This window comes from Streptosporangium sp. NPDC049078 (assembly GCF_040648855.1).
Classification (GTDB): domain Bacteria; phylum Actinomycetota; class Actinomycetes; order Streptosporangiales; family Streptosporangiaceae; genus Streptosporangium.
The window spans coordinates 180,512-200,434 of sequence record NZ_JBEZEL010000013.1 but is presented as its reverse complement, the minus strand read 5'-3'; the positions used below and the strand labels follow the sequence as shown (position 1 = coordinate 200,434).

15 protein-coding genes and 1 tRNA gene are annotated in these 19,923 nt (G+C 68.3%); 6 read left to right on the top strand and 10 right to left on the bottom strand.

Annotated elements, in window-relative coordinates:
* Nucleotides 1-737 precede the first annotated feature (737 nt).
* Nucleotides 738-1,304, top strand: a complete 567-nt coding sequence (locus AB0B90_RS23400; RefSeq protein WP_350945497.1) for a hypothetical protein — start codon at nt 738-740, stop codon at nt 1,302-1,304.
* 44 nt (nt 1,305-1,348) lie between these two features.
* Here the strand turns inward: AB0B90_RS23400 and AB0B90_RS23395 are convergent, their stop codons facing one another.
* From AB0B90_RS23395 to AB0B90_RS23385, 3 genes are all read right to left on the bottom strand, one after another.
* On the bottom strand, nt 1,349-5,701 hold the full coding sequence (locus tag AB0B90_RS23395; RefSeq protein ID WP_362924720.1) for a hypothetical protein: 4,353 nt from the start codon (nt 5,699-5,701) through the stop codon (nt 1,349-1,351).
* A gap of 1 nt (nt 5,702) precedes the next feature.
* Entirely contained in the window at nt 5,703-6,131 is a 429-nt protein-coding gene (locus AB0B90_RS23390) for a hypothetical protein (RefSeq protein WP_362924718.1), read from the bottom strand.
* Between the two features lie 1,841 nt (nt 6,132-7,972).
* Nucleotides 7,973-8,584 (bottom strand): GntR family transcriptional regulator, encoded by a 612-nt coding sequence (locus AB0B90_RS23385; RefSeq protein ID WP_362924716.1) that lies wholly within the window; start codon nt 8,582-8,584, stop codon nt 7,973-7,975.
* Between the two features lie 60 nt (nt 8,585-8,644).
* Here AB0B90_RS23385 and aceE point away from each other — a divergent pair, with 60 nt between their 5' ends.
* Both aceE and AB0B90_RS23375 read left to right on the top strand, forming a co-directional pair.
* Nucleotides 8,645-11,104, top strand: a complete 2,460-nt coding sequence (gene aceE / locus AB0B90_RS23380; RefSeq protein WP_350945501.1) for a pyruvate dehydrogenase (acetyl-transferring), homodimeric type — start codon at nt 8,645-8,647, stop codon at nt 11,102-11,104.
* 388 nt (nt 11,105-11,492) lie between these two features.
* A complete protein-coding gene (locus AB0B90_RS23375) occupies nt 11,493-11,885 on the top strand; it encodes a ribonuclease E inhibitor RraB (RefSeq protein WP_362924713.1) in 393 nt (130 codons plus the stop codon).
* Nucleotides 11,886-11,949: 64 nt separating this feature from the next.
* On the opposite strand, the gene AB0B90_RS23370 is transcribed toward AB0B90_RS23375, so the two are convergent.
* The 7 genes from AB0B90_RS23370 to galU all read right to left on the bottom strand — a co-directional run bounded on the left by AB0B90_RS23370 (nt 11,950) and on the right by galU (nt 16,871).
* Nucleotides 11,950-12,023 (bottom strand) — tRNA-Ala (locus AB0B90_RS23370).
* Between the two features lie 57 nt (nt 12,024-12,080).
* Nucleotides 12,081-12,872 (bottom strand): hypothetical protein, encoded by a 792-nt coding sequence (locus AB0B90_RS23365; protein WP_362924711.1) that lies wholly within the window; start codon nt 12,870-12,872, stop codon nt 12,081-12,083.
* A 124-nt stretch (nt 12,873-12,996) separates the two neighbouring features.
* Nucleotides 12,997-13,650: a GNAT family protein gene (locus tag AB0B90_RS23360; RefSeq protein ID WP_350945798.1), complete on the bottom strand. Its 654-nt coding sequence runs from the start codon at nt 13,648-13,650 to the stop codon at nt 12,997-12,999.
* A 47-nt stretch (nt 13,651-13,697) separates the two neighbouring features.
* Complete coding sequence (locus AB0B90_RS23355) at nt 13,698-14,171, bottom strand: MogA/MoaB family molybdenum cofactor biosynthesis protein (RefSeq protein WP_350945523.1); 474 nt, start codon at nt 14,169-14,171, stop codon at nt 13,698-13,700.
* A 36-nt stretch (nt 14,172-14,207) separates the two neighbouring features.
* A complete protein-coding gene (gene moaC / locus AB0B90_RS23350) occupies nt 14,208-14,678 on the bottom strand; it encodes a cyclic pyranopterin monophosphate synthase MoaC (RefSeq protein WP_362924708.1) in 471 nt (156 codons plus the stop codon).
* A 100-nt stretch (nt 14,679-14,778) separates the two neighbouring features.
* Entirely contained in the window at nt 14,779-15,966 is a 1,188-nt protein-coding gene (gene glp / locus AB0B90_RS23345; RefSeq protein ID WP_362924706.1) for a gephyrin-like molybdotransferase Glp, read from the bottom strand.
* Nucleotides 15,967-15,971: 5 nt separating this feature from the next.
* On the bottom strand, nt 15,972-16,871 hold the full coding sequence (gene galU / locus AB0B90_RS23340; RefSeq protein ID WP_362924704.1) for a UTP--glucose-1-phosphate uridylyltransferase GalU: 900 nt from the start codon (nt 16,869-16,871) through the stop codon (nt 15,972-15,974).
* Between the two features lie 25 nt (nt 16,872-16,896).
* Here galU and AB0B90_RS23335 point away from each other — a divergent pair, with 25 nt between their 5' ends.
* From AB0B90_RS23335 to AB0B90_RS23325, 3 genes are all read left to right on the top strand, one after another.
* Entirely contained in the window at nt 16,897-17,559 is a 663-nt protein-coding gene (locus AB0B90_RS23335; RefSeq protein WP_362924702.1) for a 5-formyltetrahydrofolate cyclo-ligase, read from the top strand.
* A gap of 186 nt (nt 17,560-17,745) precedes the next feature.
* Complete coding sequence (locus AB0B90_RS23330; protein ID WP_350945528.1) at nt 17,746-19,251, top strand: potassium/proton antiporter; 1,506 nt, start codon at nt 17,746-17,748, stop codon at nt 19,249-19,251.
* A gap of 172 nt (nt 19,252-19,423) precedes the next feature.
* Nucleotides 19,424-19,795, top strand: a complete 372-nt coding sequence (locus tag AB0B90_RS23325; protein WP_350945529.1) for an FmdB family zinc ribbon protein — start codon at nt 19,424-19,426, stop codon at nt 19,793-19,795.
* The last annotated feature ends 128 nt before the right edge of the window (nt 19,796-19,923 follow it).

Sequence of the window (19,923 nt, the reverse complement as noted above, 5' to 3'; positions counted from 1 at the left end):
GCAACCGGTTCGCCGGTCTCGGCGGCCGCTCGGTGACTCGGTGACGAGCCGCTGCTCAGCGTCCCCCATATTCCCAAGCTACCTCCGCCGCCAAAGACGCCTTGCAGCACCCCCCAACGCTGACCAGCGACTATCCCCGCGTGTGATCCCTCGAGATCACCGCAGGCCGGCACCGCTCCGCCGGAAACGACCACCCCGGGTACGGCTACAGCGCCACCCTCACCGTCGCTCCCCCACACCCGCTCGGTTCTCGATTCCTTCCCGCAACCGGCACTCGGCCCGGTCGTGGACACACCAGGCGAACGCATCGGCGCCAACGCCGTCGTCGCCCGGACCATCCTGATCGCCTTGCTCGTCACCGTCGCCAACGACCACTTCCTCGACCAGTGGCGCCGCTGATACACAAATGGCCGCTCTGCTCGCTCCCATTGAGCTCCACTTCCTGCAGCGGAGAAACGGGGAAGAGGTCGGGTCCCCCGCGCTCGGGTCGATGACCTGATCGTGATCGCCTCAAGCGGTGTTCGCCTAATGGCGCAACGAAGCTCCTGACAGACGGGCTGGTGAGAACGAAAGGGCTCAGCGAAAAAGCCCGGCTCCATGATCAGGAACCGGGCTTTTCGATCTGGTGGGTCGTTCACGAGTAGGTCTGGCCTGCGGCGAAGCGCCCTTCCGGAGATCGCTTCCCGGAACGAAAGTGATCGTTTCCCAGCGGTTGAGGAGGGCCAGGAGCTGTTACGGTGCTCCTCGTGTCGCGTCCGGATCCCCTTCTCGATCTCATCCACCGCACTCCGGCGGCCGCCGAGCTGCTGGCATGGCCGTTCGACTTCGACATTTCCCGCACCGATCACCTCGAAGCGGTGAGGCTGGCGTCCGGTGATGCGCTTGAAGCAGTTGCCGGTGATGGCTCGGGCGGGACGTTCCTCCTGTGTGGGGAGGCGTCGGGAGAACGGCCCGTGCTGTACGCCGACTCCGAGGGGCAGTCCGGGCTGATCGGCCACGATCTGACCGCCGCGATCCAGCTGATCGCGAGGGTCCCGTACTGGAGGGACTGTCCCGTACGCGCCTCCGGCGGACAGGCATTCACCCTCCAGGTCTTCATCGGCTCCAGCGGATTGGGCCGTGAATATGATCGTCATGGCGGGAAGGGTAGCGGCAAGCCAGGACAAATCTGCAGGTCGGTAATGAGCCGCGCAACACGCTGTGGCGCGCGAGCAGTGGGGGCGAAGACTTCGCCCGACTGTCCACAGCGCCTCAGCAGTCGGAACCCGATCCGGCGTCTTCCTACAAAAGATCAGCAACGGTGAACGGAGCCTGCTCACGATCCTTCACCAGAGGAAGCTCTGCGCCATTAACCGCACTGCGGAGTGTAGAGGGTGCCCGGAAGGTATTGCCGCCATTCCTCCCTGGTAATAGGGATACCCGAAGTCTCACAGATCCTCTTCTCAGCCAGCGCGACATCGACACTCCAGAACTGGGCGGTCGTGTCCCCCGAGGCGGTGGCGAGGGTCCCGGTCCCGGGATGGAACAGCACGCTGTACACCGTTCCCGAATGGCCCGACAGGACCGCCCACAATCTTGGGCTGGTCGCGTCGCCCACCTCCCACAGACGCACCGTCTGGTCGGCGGAAGCGGTCGCCAGCATGCGATCACCCGGGCCGAAGGCCACCGACTTCACCGCCGCCGAATGGCCACGCACCTCGGAGAGTTGCCGTGGCTTGGAGGGAAGAGACACGTCCCATATGCGTGCTGTTCCATCGTTGGACGCCGTGGCCATGCGGGTACCGTCGGAGCTGAAGGCCACGGAACTGACGTCAACAGAGTGTGCGGTGATCCTTGAGAGCATCGAGAGACGCCGAGGGTTCGAGGCGTCCCATATCGTTACGGTCCTGTCGGCGGACGCGGTGGCCAGGTATCGCCCGTCCGGGCTGAAGGTGATGTCCCAGGCGGCATCGCCGTGTATACGCCTGTCGAACAGCAGTTTCGGCTTGGCCGGCACGGACAGGTCCCACAGCTCGACCGAACCACACCCGCATGCTATGGCCAGCAGCTTCCCGTCCGGGGCGAACGCCACGGCGTCGGCCCTGCTTGCGTTGCTCCTGAGCGTGGCCAGAAGCCGGGGTTTCGCAGGAACGGCGATGTCCCACAATCGCCCCAGTCCGCAGCCGCACGCCGTGGCCAGCAGCTTCCCGTCGCGGCTTAGCGCGACCCCATCGATGGTGTTGCTCTCCTCCCGCACGTTGGCCAGGAACGTCGCCTTCCGGAAGTCCGAGACGTTCCACAGGCGGGCGGTACGGTCGACGGAACCGGTGACGGCGATCCGTCCGTCGGCACTGAACGCCAGGCTCGTGACGGCGTCGAGGTGCCCCCTGAGCGTGGGCAGGACCAGGGGCACCCCGGGGGTGCTCAGGTTCCACAGGCGGGTCGCGCCGTCCGAGGAGGTCGTCGCCAGGGTGTGCCCGTCCGGGCTGAAGACCACATCCTGCACCTCCGCGAGGTGACTGCCCAACGAGAAGAGAAGCAGAGGCTTCCTCGGGTCGGACACGTTCCACAGGTAGACGAGGTTGTCGGCCGAGGCGGCGGCGACCATTGACCCGTCAGGGCTGAAGTCGACCCCGTAGAGGCGTTCCTTGGCCGGATAGGAAGTGCTCAGATTCACGGGCCTGTCCGGGCGCGACACGTTCCATAGAGACATGCCCCAGTCTTCTGACGCGCTGGCCAGGGTTTTCCCGTCAGGGCTGAAGGAGACATGGCTCACCGCGTTGATATGACCCTTGATCGTGGAGAGAAACCTGGGCCGCCTACCGTCCGAAACATCCCACAGCCTGATGGTGTGGTCGTTGGAGGCCGTGGCCAGCAACCGCCCGTCCGCGCTGAAGGAGGCGTTCCGTAACCCGGCCTCGTGGCCTTCCAGTGTGGAGAGAAGCTCGGGGCGGCCTGGGTCTGCGACACTCCAGAGTTTCGCCGTCTTGTCATCCGAGGCGGTGACCATGGTCCCGGCGGCACTGAAGGTGACGCCGTTGAGCGTCCCCCGATGCCCGGTCACCAGGGCCGTCATCCTCGGTCTCCTGGGGACGGTGACGTCCCAGAGCCGGGCCACGTTACCGGCGGAGGTGGTGGTGAGTAGGCGACCGTCCCGGCTGAACGCGACCCCGGTCGCCGGATGGGAGTCCACTTTCAGCTCCGCCAGTTTCGTTGGCCTGCTCCGATCGTGGACGTCCCACATCTCGACCGTGCCATCCGCGTACGCCACCGCGATGTTCCTGCCCCGGGGGTCGAACGCGACCTGGTACGCCTGGGCGTGGTCGGCGATGATCCTGGTCGGCGCGGCACGCGAGGCGGTCGACAGCAGCGCTCCCCGGGATTCCGGGGTCGCGCTGATACCGTACGCGGCGAGGATCAGCTGGGCTCCCAGCGTCCTGTCCGTGAGGCGGTTGCCGATGTCGGAGCTTCGCTGCGAGGTCACGTCGTCGCGCTGCTTCTGGGCGGCCCTTGCCTGTAGAAAGGCCGCGACCCCCGCCACCGTGGCGACCAGCAGGAGCACCGAGAGCGCCGCGATCACCTGGCGGGTGATCCGCGTGCGGCGACGGCGGAGCCGCATGCCGGCCTCCAGGAAGGCCGTCTCCAGCGGCTGGAGATCCCCCTGCTCCAACTCGGCCGTGACCTTGCGCGCCGCGACCAGGCGGGTGTCGGTGTAGAGGTACGCGGGGTCGCGGTCGTGCTGGTCCCAGGCCGCGGAGTCCTCCGCGAGCTGTTGCTGGATCATGAGGTTCGCCCGGTTGGCGTCGATCCACTCCCCGAGCTGGGGCCAGGCTCGGATGAGCGCCTCGTGGGCGATTTGAACGGTGTTCTCGCCGACAGTGATCAGGCGCGCGGCGGCGAACTCGTCCAGCACCCGCCGGGTGGACGCGTGAGCGGCCGAGACCGGCGGTGGCAACAGTTCGGGCAGCGCGACGACCCGCCGGGTGTCCTCGGTGCCCTCCTGGAGGTACACCAGCCTCAGCAGGATCCGCCGCGCCGTCCTCTTGCCCTCGTCGTCGAGCCGTGAAAGGGCCGCGTCCGCGCTGGCGGCGATGGCGTGGTCGATGCCGCCGGTGGCGTGGTATCCGGCCAGCGTCAGTACCTGTCCCTCGCGATACTGCCAGGTCGCGAGCAGCGCGTGCGAGAGCAGGGGAAGCGAGGCCCGCGCGCTCGCGGACATGGTGGCGCTGGTCGCGCCGAGCTCACGCAACAGGAGATTCGCCAGACCGTCCTGCAGGGCCAGCCCGGAGAGTCGTGCGGGTCTTTCGATCACGTCACGCAGTTGGTCGGCGGTCATCGGCCCGACGACGACGGGATGCTCCAAAGACGCCACCAGCCGGGGATATCGGCTGCAGTGGCCGTAGAAGTCGGCGCGTACACCGATGACGACGGTGGCCGCGGGCTCCTGCCCTTCGTCCCCGCGACAGGCCGCGCAGATCGTCTCGATGAAAGCCTGCCGCGCGCTCTCGTCAGCGCAGGCGGTGAACACCTCCTCGAACTGGTCGACGATCACCACCGGCCTGCCGGACTCGCGAGGCAGCCCTCGCAGCACGGCACAGAAAGCGCCCGGAGTCGCCGCGATCGCGCCGGGCACGGCGTGGGACGACTCCGCCGGGAGCCGAGACAGGCGCTCGGCCAGCCTTCCCAGGGGATCGTCGCCCGGGGTGATCAACAGGTGAGGGCGGCCGGCCTGCCGGAGGGCCGGGACCAGTCCCGCTCCCAGCAGGGACGATTTTCCAGCACCCGAGGCCCCCACCACCGCGAGCGGGACGTCGGCGGGAGGGACGTCCAGCACCCGGGCTCGCAGAACCCCGGCGAGCTCGTCCCGGCCGAAGAACAGATGGGCGTCCTCCGGGCCGAACGCGGTCAGTCCCTGGTAAGGGCTGAAGCCGTCCAGGCCGCCGGCCTCGGGTGGCAGGCCGGGGGAAACGGGGGCCCGGTAGGCGGGGTTGGGCGCCAGCGCGAGCATGTCGGTGTTATCGGTGGCCTGGCGGCGTGGCCGTGGCAGTCTCCTCTCGGCCAGGGAACGGTCCAGGGAGCGATAGAGGGCGTCCAGGGTGAACTCGCGCGGGCCTCGGGGGTCTCCTTCGGTGAGCAGCCGGATCAACTCGCCGGTGAAGGCGGTGTGCGGTTCTCCCGGGCGGGCCCAGGCGCTCTCCTGCCCGCTCGCCGAGGCGAGGAGGTAGGTGCCGTGCCGCCATGTCGTCTCGAACACCTCGTCCGTCGTCGCCCCCACCGGCCCCGACGCCCTGCCGGAGAAACAGCAGTCCAGGCCGATGACGATGAGCCGGGCCCGGCAGCGGGAGAGAACCTCCCTCACCGTCGAGAACGGCAGCGCCTGGTGGGCCGCCACTCCGCGCCTCAGATCGACGGTGGCCCGCGTCGCCAGGTGCAGTTCCTTGTTCGGGCCGATCAGACCGTGACCCACGTAGTAGAGGAAGAGCACGTCGGAGGCCGATTCCGCCGCCGACACCAGGGCGGCACCGATCGCGTTCGGATCCGGGGGATCGGTGAGCCTGGTCAGGTTCAGCGGGTCGAGCCCCGCGCGTTCCACCAGGCGGCCGGCGAGCGCCGTGACCGTCTCGATGACCGAAGGGACCGACTGGAGGATGGATTCGGGGGAATGCGCGGACGATCCGATCAGCAGCGCCCGGGAGCCGGGGCCGGTGAGCATTCCCGGCATCCTAGACACCTCTCGCGTCGGGTTCCGGGCCGTCGACGGCCCGGACGGCCTCCACGCCACGTCCCGGGCCCTCCACGGCTCGAACGACTTCCGCCGCCAGCGTCTGGGCACCTGCGGCATCAAGGGCTTTCACCCGTTCGGCGAGTACGTCGACCTTGGACTCACCGTCCTTGTTGACGATCGTGATCGTCACCTTGCCCGTCCGGTATCGCAGCCAGGCGATCAGGACCGTGGCCAGTACCGTCACCGCTCCGCCCGGCTCAAGCGCGATCCGCAGTGCCTCGGCCAGAGGACCGAGTGTGCCCGGGGCCGGCGGAGTATCGAGGAGGCGCACCCGGCCTGCCAACTCGGGTTCCTCTACCAGCCATTCATACAGATCGTTCGCGGCATCCACCGAATCTGGTTCGGATACGGAGATCTCAATATCCATGAGCTGCTCTTTCACGCCTATCCGATGACGCGACGAAAACACCGGCTGCGGCTACGGCTACGGCGAATGTGCGACAACTGGGACTCCAGGTTGAGGCATATCTCCGGCACGACCTCCGGAATTTCTCTGCTTCGCGACGTGCTCGACAAGGTTTCGTTTGCATCCGAGGATGCCGCCAGCGGCCCGGCTTGTAAATGGAGCAAACGGAATATGATCGGCGCGTATACCTTTCCGTAATACGATGATGATCACACGACGGTACGGATGGAGGCCCACGTTCCCTTCGGCGTTAAAGACACGGGAGGTGCCATAGCACAAGCGAAGCCTCTGCCCCTACGGTCACCGATCTTTCTGTAAGAGTCGGAGAGGCCCTGCGGTAAGGGTCAGGCAAGTGTCGGTGCCCCCCGGCCCCAAGATGAAGGAAGACGGTGGCTGAGCGATCGTTCTTTCCAGGCGAAACAGGATCGACGCTCCCCGCACCGGACTCTTCTCAGCTAAGGTCCGCTGTCCCGGAAAAGGCCCTCTTTGCTCAGCGACCCTGCGGGAAATCTCATGCCTGCAGGATGTTTCCAGGTCAGACGGCCCACCCGCAGGCGGCGACGCCTTTGTTCTCCCTGCCGGTTCGTCAAGGACCTTTCGGTTCACAGGGGGGGAAAGGTCGATCGGCGCGAGAACGTTCCGAAAACCGATCGGCGATATCAAGACGAGGGGGCGGGGCTGTTTTGCCGGGCCGGCCAATCAGGCGCACCACCGACTTCCGAAACACCCCCAGACGCCTGGCCGGAAATGGCGGCGCCGACCGCCGCAGGTCAGGCTCATACCGGATCCCGGGAAAGCGGAGCGAGTGGGATCAGGTCGATGCGCCGGTCGGCCACCGGCCGAAACCGCCAGGGCCCGGCGCAGCGCGACGGCCAGCCGCGCACCAGCGGCGGTTTCGCTTTCAGGGCTGGTAGTGGCCGCTTCGGCCGCCACTGCTTCGCCAGTGCGGTTGGGTTGTGCACACCCACCGGCCGGTCCCACACGCGCTCACAGCTGTCCACCACTACCAGCGCCCTCCGCCAAGGCCACCGCACGAGCCGAGATCAGCCCACCCAGCGGCCACAGGGCCTCGGAAACGATGAGATCCCGCCCGATCAAGCGATCGGACGGGATCTCGTCAACCGTTCCTGAGCTAACTCAAGAACAGCCCCTGGTGGGGCGTTCACGAGTACGGCTGAGCTGTGCGAATCCGAGGGCTCGATGATCGCTTCCCGAACACGCAATGATCGTTTCCCAGTGCTTACAGTCCGCCGAGGAACTGATCGACTATCGGCTCACCAGGGGCCCCGCTCCGGCGAGCCCGGCGTCGGAGGGGCTTCAGGCCGAAAACGTGGTGGCGCACGCACTACGATCGTTATCTGGGGTCGTCAAGCGAACTAAGCTGGTCAGCCGCTTGAAGGTCGTTAAGCTACGTAAGGTAAGCAGGCTGGCCGCTGCTACCGCGCCGGCGGTCAACGAGCGGCCGGATCACAAATACGGATACGACGCGCCCTCGGTGTCACCGAAGAATTGCGCGGAAAAGTGTCGGCCCCTGGCCCAGGCGGTGGTCACCGCCCCGACCGGCGCGCACCGCGACGCCTCCGCCGGGCGCGGGCCCGGACCAGGAGGGATTTTCTACGACATGCCGCGGATTACTCTCGTCGGACAGGACTCTCGGGCGGAGTAGGCCCCGCTTAAGCTGCCGTCCTCCGTTTCCGGCTGCTTGTCACGCCGCCACGTCAGCCTTGGTGCCCGGTCAAGCGTGCCGTCGATACGCGCACTGGACGACGTCATCGAGATCGAGGAGCGGAGACCAGATGTGGTCAGTTGAGCGGTGCGTAGCCGAGAATGTGGTCGCGAAGCAGAGCCCCCGCGTCGGGGTCCCCGCGTTCGAACGCCGCCATGAGCGGCTCGTGGTCGGCGGCGTTCTCGCAAGGCCGCATCCGGAACAGCCGTATAGACAGGTGCGTCCACACCTCGATGCCGAGTGACTCCCACACCGCCAGGAGCACGTCATTGCCCGAGGCTTTGACGATCTCGCGGTGGAACGCGACGCCGTGGCGTACCTGGTCGACCATGGAGGAGGCGGCCGCGGCCTGCTGTAGGCCGGCGAGGTGGACCTGCAGCGCCTCGACGGGCGGATAACGCAGCCGCACGGCCGTCTCCTCCAGGCCCGCCCGCACCTCGTAGATCTCGCGCAGGTCGGTCCCGGTGAGCCGGCGGATCCGTGCGCCCTTGTGCGGCGACGACTCGACGAGCCGGAGCGCTTCCAGCTCGCGCAGCGCCTCGCGCACCGGAGCCTGACTGACGCCCAGTTCCGCCGCCATGCGCCGCTCCACCACGCGGTCACCGGGCCCCCATCGGCCGCTGATCAGGCCGTCGAGTACGGCCTGCCGGATCTGATCACGAAGCGGGAGCCGCACGACAGGTTTCATGGGTCCCATGATGGCAGATGGAAACACCCGATGATCGATCATAGGGTGTTTAATGGTGGCATGGAGAAGGACATTGACCCGCAGGAGACTACGGAATGGCTGGAATCGCTGGAGGCGGTCCGCCGGGCGGCAGGCCCCGAACGGGCCGAGTACCTGCTGAAGCGGCTGGCCACGAGCAGCCGGTACATCAACACCGTGCCGACGTCGGAGGAGCCCGGCTACCCCGGTGACCTCGAACTGGAGGAGCGGATCGCGGCCTACGACCGGTGGAACGCGGCGGCGATGATCACCAGGGGCAGCCGGCTCGGCCTCGGTGGCCATCTGGCCACCTATGCCTCGGCCGCCTGGCTGTACGAGGTCGGGTTCAACCATTTCTTCCACGGTGGTCATGACCAGGTCTACTTCCAGGGCCACGCGTCCCCGGGCATCTACGCCCGCGCGTTCCTGGAGGGACGGCTGACCGAGGGCCAGCTCGACCTGTTCCGGCGCGAGCCCGAGGGCGGGCTGCCGTCGTACCCGCACCCGCGGAGCATGCGCGGGTTCTGGCAGTTCCCCACGGTGTCCATGGGCCTCGGGCCGCTCAACGCGATCTACCAGGCCAGGTTCAACCGCTACCTGCACAACCGCGGCATCAAGGACACCTCGCTCAGCCACGTATGGGCCTTTCTCGGCGACGGCGAGATGGACGAGCCGGAGTCCACGGCGGCCATCACCCTGGCCGCCCGCGAAGGGCTGGACAACCTGACCTTCGTGATCAATTGCAATCTGCAGCGGCTCGACGGGCCGGTGCGCGGCAACACCCGCATCGTGCAGGAGCTCGAAGGCGTCTTCAGGGGCTCGGGCTGGCACGTCGTCAAGGCACTGTGGGGCGCCGAATGGGACGGGCTGCTCGGTTCGGACGAGCTGGTGTCCCGGCTGGGCGAGATGCCGGACGGGCAGTTCCAGACCTTCGCCACCTCGACCGGGGCCTACATCAGGCAACATCTGTTCCACGGGCTGGACGTGCCGTACTCCGATGAGGACCTGCGGCGCATCGTCGGCGGCTCACGGGCCGGCCACGAGCCGCGCAAGGTGCACGCCGCCTACCGCCGGGCCCTCGACCACCACGGCGCGCCGACGGTGATCCTCGTACAGACCGTCAAGGGGTGGACCCTCGGGGCCGGCGTGGAGGCGCGCAACGCCAACCACCAGATGAAGAAACTCACCCAGGACGAGTTCCGGGCGCTGCGCGACCGGCTCGGACTGCCGGTGCCGGACGAGGCACTCGACGCGGACCTGCCGCCGTACCTGCACCCCGGGCCCGACTCGCCCGAGGTCCGCTACGTGGCCGAGCGCCGCCGTGCCCTGGGCGGACCCATCCCCAGCCGAACCGTCTCCCACCAGCCGCTGCCGGCGCCGGCCGAGCGGCCGTTCCAGTCCCTGGAGAAGGGGTCCAAGCAGCCGGTGGCCACCACGATGGCCTTCGTCCGCCTGGTCAAGGACCTCATGAAGGAGCCGGAGACCGGGCGCCGCTGGGTGCCCATCGTGCCCGACGAGGCCAGGACCTTCGGCATGGAGTCACTGTTCCCCACCGCCAGGATCTACTCTCCGCTGGGCCAGCGTTACGAGTCGGTCGACCGGGATCTGCTGCTGTCCTACCAGGAGGCGGTCGACGGCCAGCTCCTGATCGAGGGCATCACCGAGGCGGGATCGATGGCGTCGTTCACGGCCGCCGCCTCCAGCTACGCCACCCACGGCGAGGCCATGATCCCGTTCTACATCTTCTACTCGATGTTCGGCTGGCAGCGGACCGGCGACCAGATGTGGGCGCTGGCCGACCAGCTCGGCCGCGGATTCCTGATCGGCGCCACCGCGGGACGGACCACGATGACCGGCGAAGGGCTGCAGCATGCCGACGGGCACTCCCAGCTGCTCGCCTCCGCCAACCCCGCGTGTCTGGCCTACGACCCCGCCTTCGGCTACGAGGTCGCGGAGATCGTGCGCGAAGGGCTCCGGCGCATGTACGGGCCCGACGACGAGGACGTCTTCTACTACCTCACCCTCTACAACGAGCCGCTTCCCCAGCCCGCGATGCCCGAGGGCGTGCGCGAGGGCATCCTCAAGGGCATCTACCGCTACTCCTCCGGCGGCGGCCAGGCCCACCTGCTCGCCAGCGGCACCGCGATCCACTGGGCACTGGCCGCGCAGCGGCTGCTTCAGGAGGAGCACGGCGTGGGAGTCGACGTCTGGTCGGTCACCTCGTGGAGCGAACTGCGCCGCGACGCGATGACCTCCACCGGAGTGCCCTACCTCCGGCAGGCCCTGGTCGGGACCGAGGGCCCGGTGATCGCGGTCAGCGACTGGATGCGCGCCGTGCCGGATCAGATCAGCCCGTGGATCGATCGGCCGTGGACCTCCCTCGGCACCGACGGGTTCGGCCTCTCCGGCACCCGGGAGTCCGTACGCGAGCACTTCGGCGTCGACCCACGTTCGATCGCCGACGCCGTACTCAAGTCCGTCAAGGAGACCGGCCGGAGATGACCGGCCCGGCTTCGCCACCGCTGCGGCCGAGCTGTCCGGGTGTCGTCCACCCGCGCGCGGACGACACCGGCATCATCCGGGGTTGTTGCCCCGTTCCCGCAGGTCAGCAGCAGATGATCTCGTCGGGCATGTAAGACACGTTGCATGAGCACTCGTCCAAACGCGTCTCGGCCGAAACGGCCGCCATCGCAAATGACCACCAGGAACATGTGGTCCAGGAAGTGTTTCGGTTGAAACGTTTCCTGGACACCTGTTCGAGGAACCGACAAGGCCGTGACGATCGCCGGCGGTGGCCAGGTTCCCGTGCTGGAAGGAGCTGAGGCCATGGACCAGCTTTTCCCGGACTGACTATGATCGCCAATCCGAACAAGATTACGAAGGATGTCGCATGTGGCCGTTCCGGAGAAAGAAGCATGAGCAAGTTGATCTGGAAGAGCGGTCACCAGAGCTTGGGATCAAGTACAAGGACCTGATGGTGATGCATCAGCTCACCAAGGCAGGAGCTGATCTTGAGCAGCCTCGTCATGTGGACTTCTACTTGTACGCCCCGACCTTCGATGCCGCTCAGAGCATCGCCAAGGAGGCCAACGGCGCCGGCTACGGCCTGCGTCCCGAGATCGGGAAGCCCTCCCCGGAGCATCCGGACAGCTGGCCGGTGACCTGTGAAACGACCGCAGTGATCTCGCCTGACTTCGTGCGGGAGACGGGCAACCTGTTCGACGACCTGGCGGCTCGGTATCACGCCAAGTACGACGGTTGGGGAGCCGCAGCCACCCCGTGAGGCGTAGTCACTCAGCAACGCAGAAGGCCGCTCCCGATCTCTCGGAAGCGGCCTTTGACCTGGGTGGAGATGAGGGGATTCGAACCCCTGACCCCTTCGATGCGAACGAAGTGCGCTACCGGACTGCGCTACATCCCCAAGACGTGGACTAGATTAGCAAACTTCCAAGGGCACTCGCGCCATCCGGAGCGCGGGTCAGTCGCCGACCGCGCGGCGGGGTGTCTCCGCGTACTGGTCGAAGAGTTCGTCGCGGAGCGCGGCGAGGTCGATGATCTCGGCCACGGGGCGCTGGGCCTCCAGCAGGGCGGCGCGGCGGCGGGCGCGCTTGGCACGTTCCGCGTGGGCCTGAGCGATGGCTACGCGCCGCTCGGCGTCGATCTGGACCGTGACCCTGAGAATGGCCATGTAGATCCCCAGGAGCACCACTGAGGGCGCCACGCCCCACCAGGGGATGATCTGGACGGCGGCCGTCACCACGGAGGCGAGCAGGAGCAGCACGCACCAGAGTGTGAGGCGCCTGCGCTTGGCCACCTGCTTGCCCCTGCGGCGAAGTTCCGCACGGCGACGCTCGGAGACACCGCCGCCGGTGGCGGCCCTGCCGGTCGCGGGCTTACCTGCCGAGGGTCCGGCGGGCGTCGCCGCGCCCCCGGAGGCCACAGAGGTCCCGGAGGCCGCGGGCTCCGACGCGGCCTGGACGCCCGCAGAGGCTTCCTCGGCGCCGCGCACCTCCTCGGCACCGGACGACGCGGCGTCATCTCCCTCCAAGGACGAAGGAGGCGGAGAGGACGAGGCTGCGGAGGGGACGGGCAGGGGCTCGGCGAGGGTCTCGGCGGAGTCCTCGTCGATCACCCGCTCGTCGTAGGCGTACGGCTCGGCGTCCTTGTGGGTCTCGGGGAGGGTGTTGCGGTCGCGGTGCAGCCACATGGGCACGAGCACGCACAGCCACATGACGACAATGGCCAGATAGAGGACGACACCGCTGCTCACGACCACCTCCGGGCAGCGTGAGGACAGGGGTGGTCTCCCGGCGTCCTCAATCTGCTCATGTCACGCACCGTAAGACCGCGTGTCACTATTTGACGAGCATTCGATGCGGTGTGTCGCGAGATCTTCAAACCTCTTCGTGGGGAGTGCCCCCGTGGGCGGCTGCCTCACGGTCCCGTCGCCACCGTACGAGCAGCCCTCTTGGCGCGTCCTCGACCGTGAGCGCGTAGCAGATGTGGTCGCGCCAGGCGCCATCAATATGCAAGTGTCGACGTCTGACCCCTTCTTCCCTAAAACCTAGCTTTTCAACCACTCTGCGGCTTGCATGATTCTCTGGGCGGATATTGGCCTCGACACGATGCAACCCGGTGGTGAAGAAGCAGTGGTCGACGGCGAGCGCGACCGCGGTGGGGATGATCCCGCGACCGGCGAGCGCGCCGTCCACCCAGTAGCCGATCTGGGCCGATCTGGCCGAACCCCAGACGATGGCGCCCACCGTGAGCTGTCCTGCGAAGGCGCCCTCGTAGGTGACGACCCACGGCAGTGCGAGCCCCTGCCTGGCCTCCCTGCGCAGGGTTCCGGCCATGGAGACGTAGGGACCGAGACCGGTCTTGAAGAGGGGGGTTTCCGGGTTGCTCGGCTCCCAGGGGCGAAGCCAGTTCGCGTTGCGCAGCCGCGACTCCCGCCAGACGCGTACGTCCCGCAGTCGCAGCGGCCGAAGTCCTACCGGGCCTTCCGTCAGGGTCACCGGCCAGCCACGAAGTCGATCCACGCCCTCCATCATCCCCCCAAGAGTGCCCGTCGTGCCATGTGAGCCGGGCAGACGGGTCAGCGGGGGTGGTCTCCGCCCCTGATCTGGTCCACGGCGTGCCTGAGCACGGGAGACAGCACCCCCATACCGTCGCGTACCCCTCCCGAGGAGCCCGGCAGGTTGACGATCAACGTGCCGCCGGCCTGCCCGGCGAGCCCGCGGGACAGGATCGAGGTGGGCACCTTGTCCCGGTTGACGTGGCGGATGGCCTCGGCGATGCCCGGGACCTCCCTCTCGATCACCCGCCGGGTCATCTCCGGGGTGAGGTCCGCAGGGGTCAGACCGGTGCCGCCGGTGGTGACGATCACGTCGTACCCCTCGGCGACCCCCGAGCGCAGCGCCGCCTCGACCGGATCGCCGTCGGGGACCACCCTCGGGCCGTCCACGTCGCATCCGGCCGCCGTGAGCAGCTCGGCGAGCAGCTTCCCCGAGGTGTCCTCGTACGTCCCCGCCGCGGCCCGGTTGGAGGCGGTGATCACCAGAGCTCTCATGGGCTCATTCTCCCAGGATCTCGGGGGTCCGGCCGCTCAGGGGCGGGTCCAGAACCCCGTCTTGCCGCCGGTCTTCTCCTCGACGCGGACATCGGTGATCACCGCCGCCGGGTCGACCGCCTTCACCATGTCGATCAGGGCGAGCGCGGCGACGGAGACCGCGGTCAGCGCCTCCATCTCGACGCCGGTACGGTCGGCGGTCTTGACCCGCGCCATGATCTCCACGCCGTCGTCGGCCACGGTCAGCTCGACCTTCACCCCGTGCAGCGCGATGGGGTGGCAGAGCGGGATCAGGTCGGGGGTCCGCTTGGCGCCCATGATCCCGGCGATCCGCGCGGTGCCGAGCGCGTCGCCCTTGGGGACCTCGCCGGAGCGCAGCAGCGCCACGGCTTCGGCGGAGAGCAGCACCCTGCCGGTCGCGGTCGCCGTACGAACGGAGACGTCCTTGGCCGAGACGTCCACCATGCGCGCCGCGCCGGTCTCGTCGATGTGGGTGAATCCGGTCACTTCGCTCCGCTCCCCGCTCGTTCGTAGGCTCCGCTCCCGCTCGTTCGGGGAGAGGCGACCTCCACGGTCCTGCTCGTTCAAAGGTTCCGCTCCCGCTCGTTCACAGGGGGATGACCTCCACGTCCGCGCCCTCGGGGAGCTCGGTGACGTCCTCGGGCACCACGATCAGCGCGTTGGCCGAGGCGAGGGCGGCGAGCTGGTGGGAACCCTGCCCGCGCACCGGGCCGACCGTACCGTCGCGCCCGAGCACGCCGCGCAGGTAGGAGCGCCTGCCGGCGGGTGAGCGGATCGGGCTCGTGGTGACCGCCCGTACGGTCGGCGTGGGTTCGTCGGGCAGGCCGTTCATCTTGCGCAGCGCGGGCCGGACGAACAGCATGAACGACACGAACGACGAGACCGGGTTACCGGGCAGCGCGAAGATCGGTATTTGGTCCTCGCCGACCACGCCGAAGCCCTGGGGCATGCCCGGCTGCATCGCGACCCGTTCGAAACGGACCGTGCCGAGCGGGCCGAGCGCCTCCTTGACCGGCTCGTACGCCCCCATCGAGACGCCGCCGCTGGTGATCACGAGGTCGGCCCGCAGGAGTTGCGCGTCGAGCTGGTCGAGGAAGCCGGCGGCGTCGTCGCCGACGATCCCCGCCCGGTAGCCCTCGCCGCCCGCCTCGCGGACGGCGGCGACGAGGGTGAAGCTGTTGGACTCCCAGATCTGGCCGTCTCCCAGCGGCAGTCCGGGCTCGACCAGCTCGGCCCCCGTGGAGATCACGACCACCCTCGGGCGTGGCCGTACGAGAACCCTGCGGCGGCCGACACCGGCGAGCACCCCGAGCTGGGCGGGCCCGATCGGAGTGCCCTCGGGCAGGACGACGTCACCGGCCCGCACGTCCTCTCCGGACCTGCGGACGGCGTTCCCCTTCTCGGCGGGGCGGCTGATCGTGACCTGCGCGGTGCCGCCGTCGGTCCACTCGACCGGGACCACCGCGTCGGCCCCGGCGGGCATCGGGGCCCCGGTCATGATCCGCATGACCATGCCGGGGCCGATCGCCTGTACTCGGCCGTCTCCGGCCGCGATGTCGTCGATCACCGGGAGCGTCACCGGGGCGTCCGCGACGTCCTCGGCCCGCACGGCGTAGCCGTCCATCGCGGAGTTGTCGAAGGGGGGCAACGGGATCGGGGCCGTGACCTCTTCGGCCAGCGTGGTGCCCTGTGCCCGTTCCAGCTCCAACTCCAGCGGGGCGAGCACCCGCACGGTGCCCAGGATGTCGGAAAGGTGGTCGTCGACTGATTTCATGGAGCTCATCGCGAGGCCAGGAACTCCTTGAGCCAGGGCATGAACTCCGGCGCCAGGTCAGGGCGTTCGGCGGCGAACTGCACCACCGTACGCAGGTAGTCGATCTTGTTACCGGTGTCGTAGCGGCGGCCCCTGAACAGCACGCCGTGCACCGGGCCGCCCTGGTCGTTGCCGCGCCCGGCGAGGGTCCGCAGGGCGTCGGTGAGCTGGATCTCGTTGCCGCGTCCCGGCGGGGTGTTCTCCAGGACCTCGAAGACGGCCGGGTCGATCACGTACCGGCCGATGACGGCCCAGTTGGACGGTGCCTCGTCCACCGGGGGCTTCTCCACCAGGTCGGTCACCCTGACCACGTCGTCCTCGCCGGTGGGTTCGATGGCCGCGCAGCCGTACAGGGAGGCCTGCTCCTGGGGGACCTCCATGAGGGCGATCACGCTGCCGCCGTACGTGCCGCGCACCTCGATCATGCGCTTGAGTAGCTCGTCTCGGGGGTCGATGAGGTCGTCGCCGAGCAGGCAGGCGAAGGGGTGGTCGCCCACGTGCTGCTTGGCGCACAGGACCGCGTGGCCGAGGCCGCGTGGCTTGCCCTGCCGTACGTAGTGGAGGATGGCCAGGTCGGCGGGCTCTCTCACCTGGGAGAGTCGCTCGTCGTCTCCCTTGGCCTCCAGGATCTCCTCGAGCTCGTGGGCCCGGTCGAAGTGATCCTCGATGGAACGCTTGTTCTTCCCGGTGACCATGAGGACGTCGAGCAGCCCGGCGGAGACGGCTTCCTCAACGACATACTGGATCGCGGGCTTGTCGACGATGGGCAACATCTCCTTGGGCGTCGCCTTGGTCGCCGGGAGAAAACGGGTGCCCATACCCGCTGCGGGAACGACGGCTTTCGTCACAGCTTCGAAGTCGGCCATAACCAAAACCATAGTGGAGGGACCTGTGGACAAGCAGACGCTGCGTACCACAATCGAGGGGGCACGCGCCTCGATGTCCGACGAGCAGCGGCATGCGGCCTCCGTCCAGATCAGGGAGTCCCTGCTGGACCGTCCCTGGGTCCAGATGGCCGGACTGGTCGCGTGCTACTGGTCGGTCGGTACCGAGCCCGCGACGCACGGGCTCGTCTTCGCCCTGTGGAAACACGGCGCGACCGTGATCCTGCCCGTGCTCCGCGACGACGACGATCTCGACTGGGCGGTGTACGACGGCCCGGACACCCTCGCCCCCGGCCGTTTCGGGATCATGGAACCGGTCGACACCAGGCGCGGGGTCGACGCCATAAGGACCGCGGCCCTGGTGATCGTGCCCGCGCTCGCGGTGGACGTCTCCACCGGCGTACGGCTGGGCAGGGGCGGGGGCTCCTACGACCGGGCGCTGGCCAGGGTCGGCCCGAACGTGCCGACGGTGGCGCTGCTCCACGAGGGCGAACTGCTCGGCGGTGCTCGCGGTGCTCGCGACAGCGGTCTCGACGACGCTCTCGACAGTGGTTTCAACGGCGCTCTCGACGGCGCTTTCGAAGGGGTGCCCGCCGAGCCCCACGACGTCCCGGTCCGCTACGCCGTGACCCCCTCGGGAATCTTCAGGACCGCCGCCGCCGGAGTGTGACCTATCGCTCAGCCGCCCGGACTCCCTCAGAAGCCCGAGCGAAGTGCCCCGACGGGATCGACCTGCGAAACCCCCGCCGGGTACGGGATAGAAGGCGCCGGAACGTGCCGAGAGGCGTCCGCCACCTGGTCGTGACGGCCTTTGCGAATACGACACAATGGTCCCCGGAGTGAGAGAGGGGGCCAGATGGGACTGGACGTCTGGCTGCTTCTCGGCGCCGGGATCGTCATCGCGGCCATCGTCGCGGTGCGGGTCGCCCACCGGAGCGGACTGCCCAGCCTCCTCATCTTCCTCGGCTTCGGGCTGATCGTCGGCGAGGCCGGGTTCGGGTTGCAGTTCGAGGACCCGCGGCTCGCGCAGCAGATAGGCATGATCGCGCTCGCGATCATCCTGGCCGAAGGTGGTCTGACCACCACCTGGAGCCACGTCAAGGACGCCATCCCCACCTCCCTGGTGCTCGCCACCGTCGGCGTGGGGGTGAGCATCGCGGCCGTCGCGGTCCCGGTGCACCTCATCCTCGGCATGGACTGGCGGACCGCGTTCCTGCTCGGCGCGATCCTCGCCTCCACCGACGCCGCCGCCGTCTTCTCCGTACTGCGCCGCCTGCCCCTGCCGCCGCGCCTCGCGGGCATCCTGGAGGCCGAGTCCGGCTTCAACGATGCCCCCACCGTGATCGCCGTCATGCTGCTGAGCACCGCCGCCTCTCCCAGCCTGGGGGTGGCGCTGTTCGACGTGTTCTTCGAGCTGGCGGTGGGTGCCGCCGTCGGCCTCGCGGTCGCCCCGCTCGGCGCGTACGCGCTGCGCCGCATCGCGCTGCCCGTCTCGGGCCTGTACCCCATCGCGGTGCTCGCGCTCGCGTTCGTCGCCTACGGGGGAGCCGTGCTGCTGCACGGCAGCGGCTTCCTCGCGATCTACCTCGCGGCGCTGGTCATGGGCAACTCGCAGATGCCGCACCGCGCGGCCTCGCGGGGCTTCGCCGAGGGCGTGGCCTGGCTCGCCCAGATCGGCCTGTTCGTGATGCTCGGGATGCTGGCGAGCCCTTCCGAGATGCCGTCCTCGCTCGTACCCGGCCTGGTCGCCGGGCTGATCCTGGTCGCGGTGGCCCGCCCCGCGTCGATCATCGTCTCCGCGCTGCTGACCCGGCTGCTCGGCATCGACCGGCTGGGCTGGCGGGAACAGGCGTTCCTGTCGTGGGCCGGATTGCGCGGCGCGGTGCCCATCGTGCTCGCGACCATCCCGTGGGCGGCCGACTCCGTCCCCGACGGCACCGCCAAGTTCGTGTTCAACGAGGTCTTCGTGATCGTCATCGTCTACACCCTGCTGCAGGGGCCGACGCTGCCGTTCGTGGCGAAACTCCTCAAGCTGACCAGGCCGGAGGAGGCCCGCGACCTGGAGGTCGAGTCGGCGCCGCTGGAGGAGCTCAACGCCGACCTGCTCCAGGTCAAGGTGCCGCCGACGTCCAAGCTGCAGGGCGTGGAGATCTTCGAACTGCGGCTGCCCAGGGACGCCCAGGTGACGTTGATCGTGCGGGAAGGCCGTTCGTTCGTCCCCTCCGACTCCACGAGGATCAGGGTCGACGATCAGCTCCTCGTCGTCGCCACGGCCGCCTGCCGGGACGTGGTCGAGCGCCGGATGCGCGCGATCAGCCGCAGGGGCAAGCTCGCCGGATGGTACGGCGAGAAGGGGACGTGACGCCCTCGCAGGCCCTCTGAGCAGGGGATTCACCCTCGCCACGGCCTCATCCGATCGGAATGTGGCTACGGAATGCGAGGACCCCGACTCGCGTTTAAGCTTGTCAGCTGCATACCATTAGCAGTCGCGCCACTAGAGTGCCAATCGGCGCGGATCACACGAGGAGGAGAGCGTGCCCACCTACCAGTACGCCTGCACCGCTTGTAACAACCAGTTCGAAATCGTCCAGAAGTTCTCCGACGATGCTCTCACCGAGTGCCCGAGCTGCGCGGGCGACCTGCGCAAGGTGTTCTCCGCGGTCGGCATCGTCTTCAAGGGCTCGGGCTTCTACCGGACCGACAGCCGGTCGTCGTCGTCGAGCACCGTGGCCTCCGCGAACGGCTCGTCGAGCGCCTCGGGCTCCTCCGACTCCGGCTCCTCGAAGTCCTCCGACTCGTCGAGCTCGTCCTCGTCTTCTTCGTCGTCCTCGTCGTCGAGCTCCTCGACCTCGTCGGACTCCAAGCCCGCGAAGGCCGCGAGCAGCACGGCCGCCGCGGCCTCCTGAGCCGCGCGCCCGGAGCCGTTCCCCAGCCCTCTTGCCCCCGTCCCCTTCACCACCTCCCCGCCCTCAACCCCCTCAGCCTCGTCAACCCCCGATGATTACCCGACGAACTCGGTTATCCACAGGCCGTC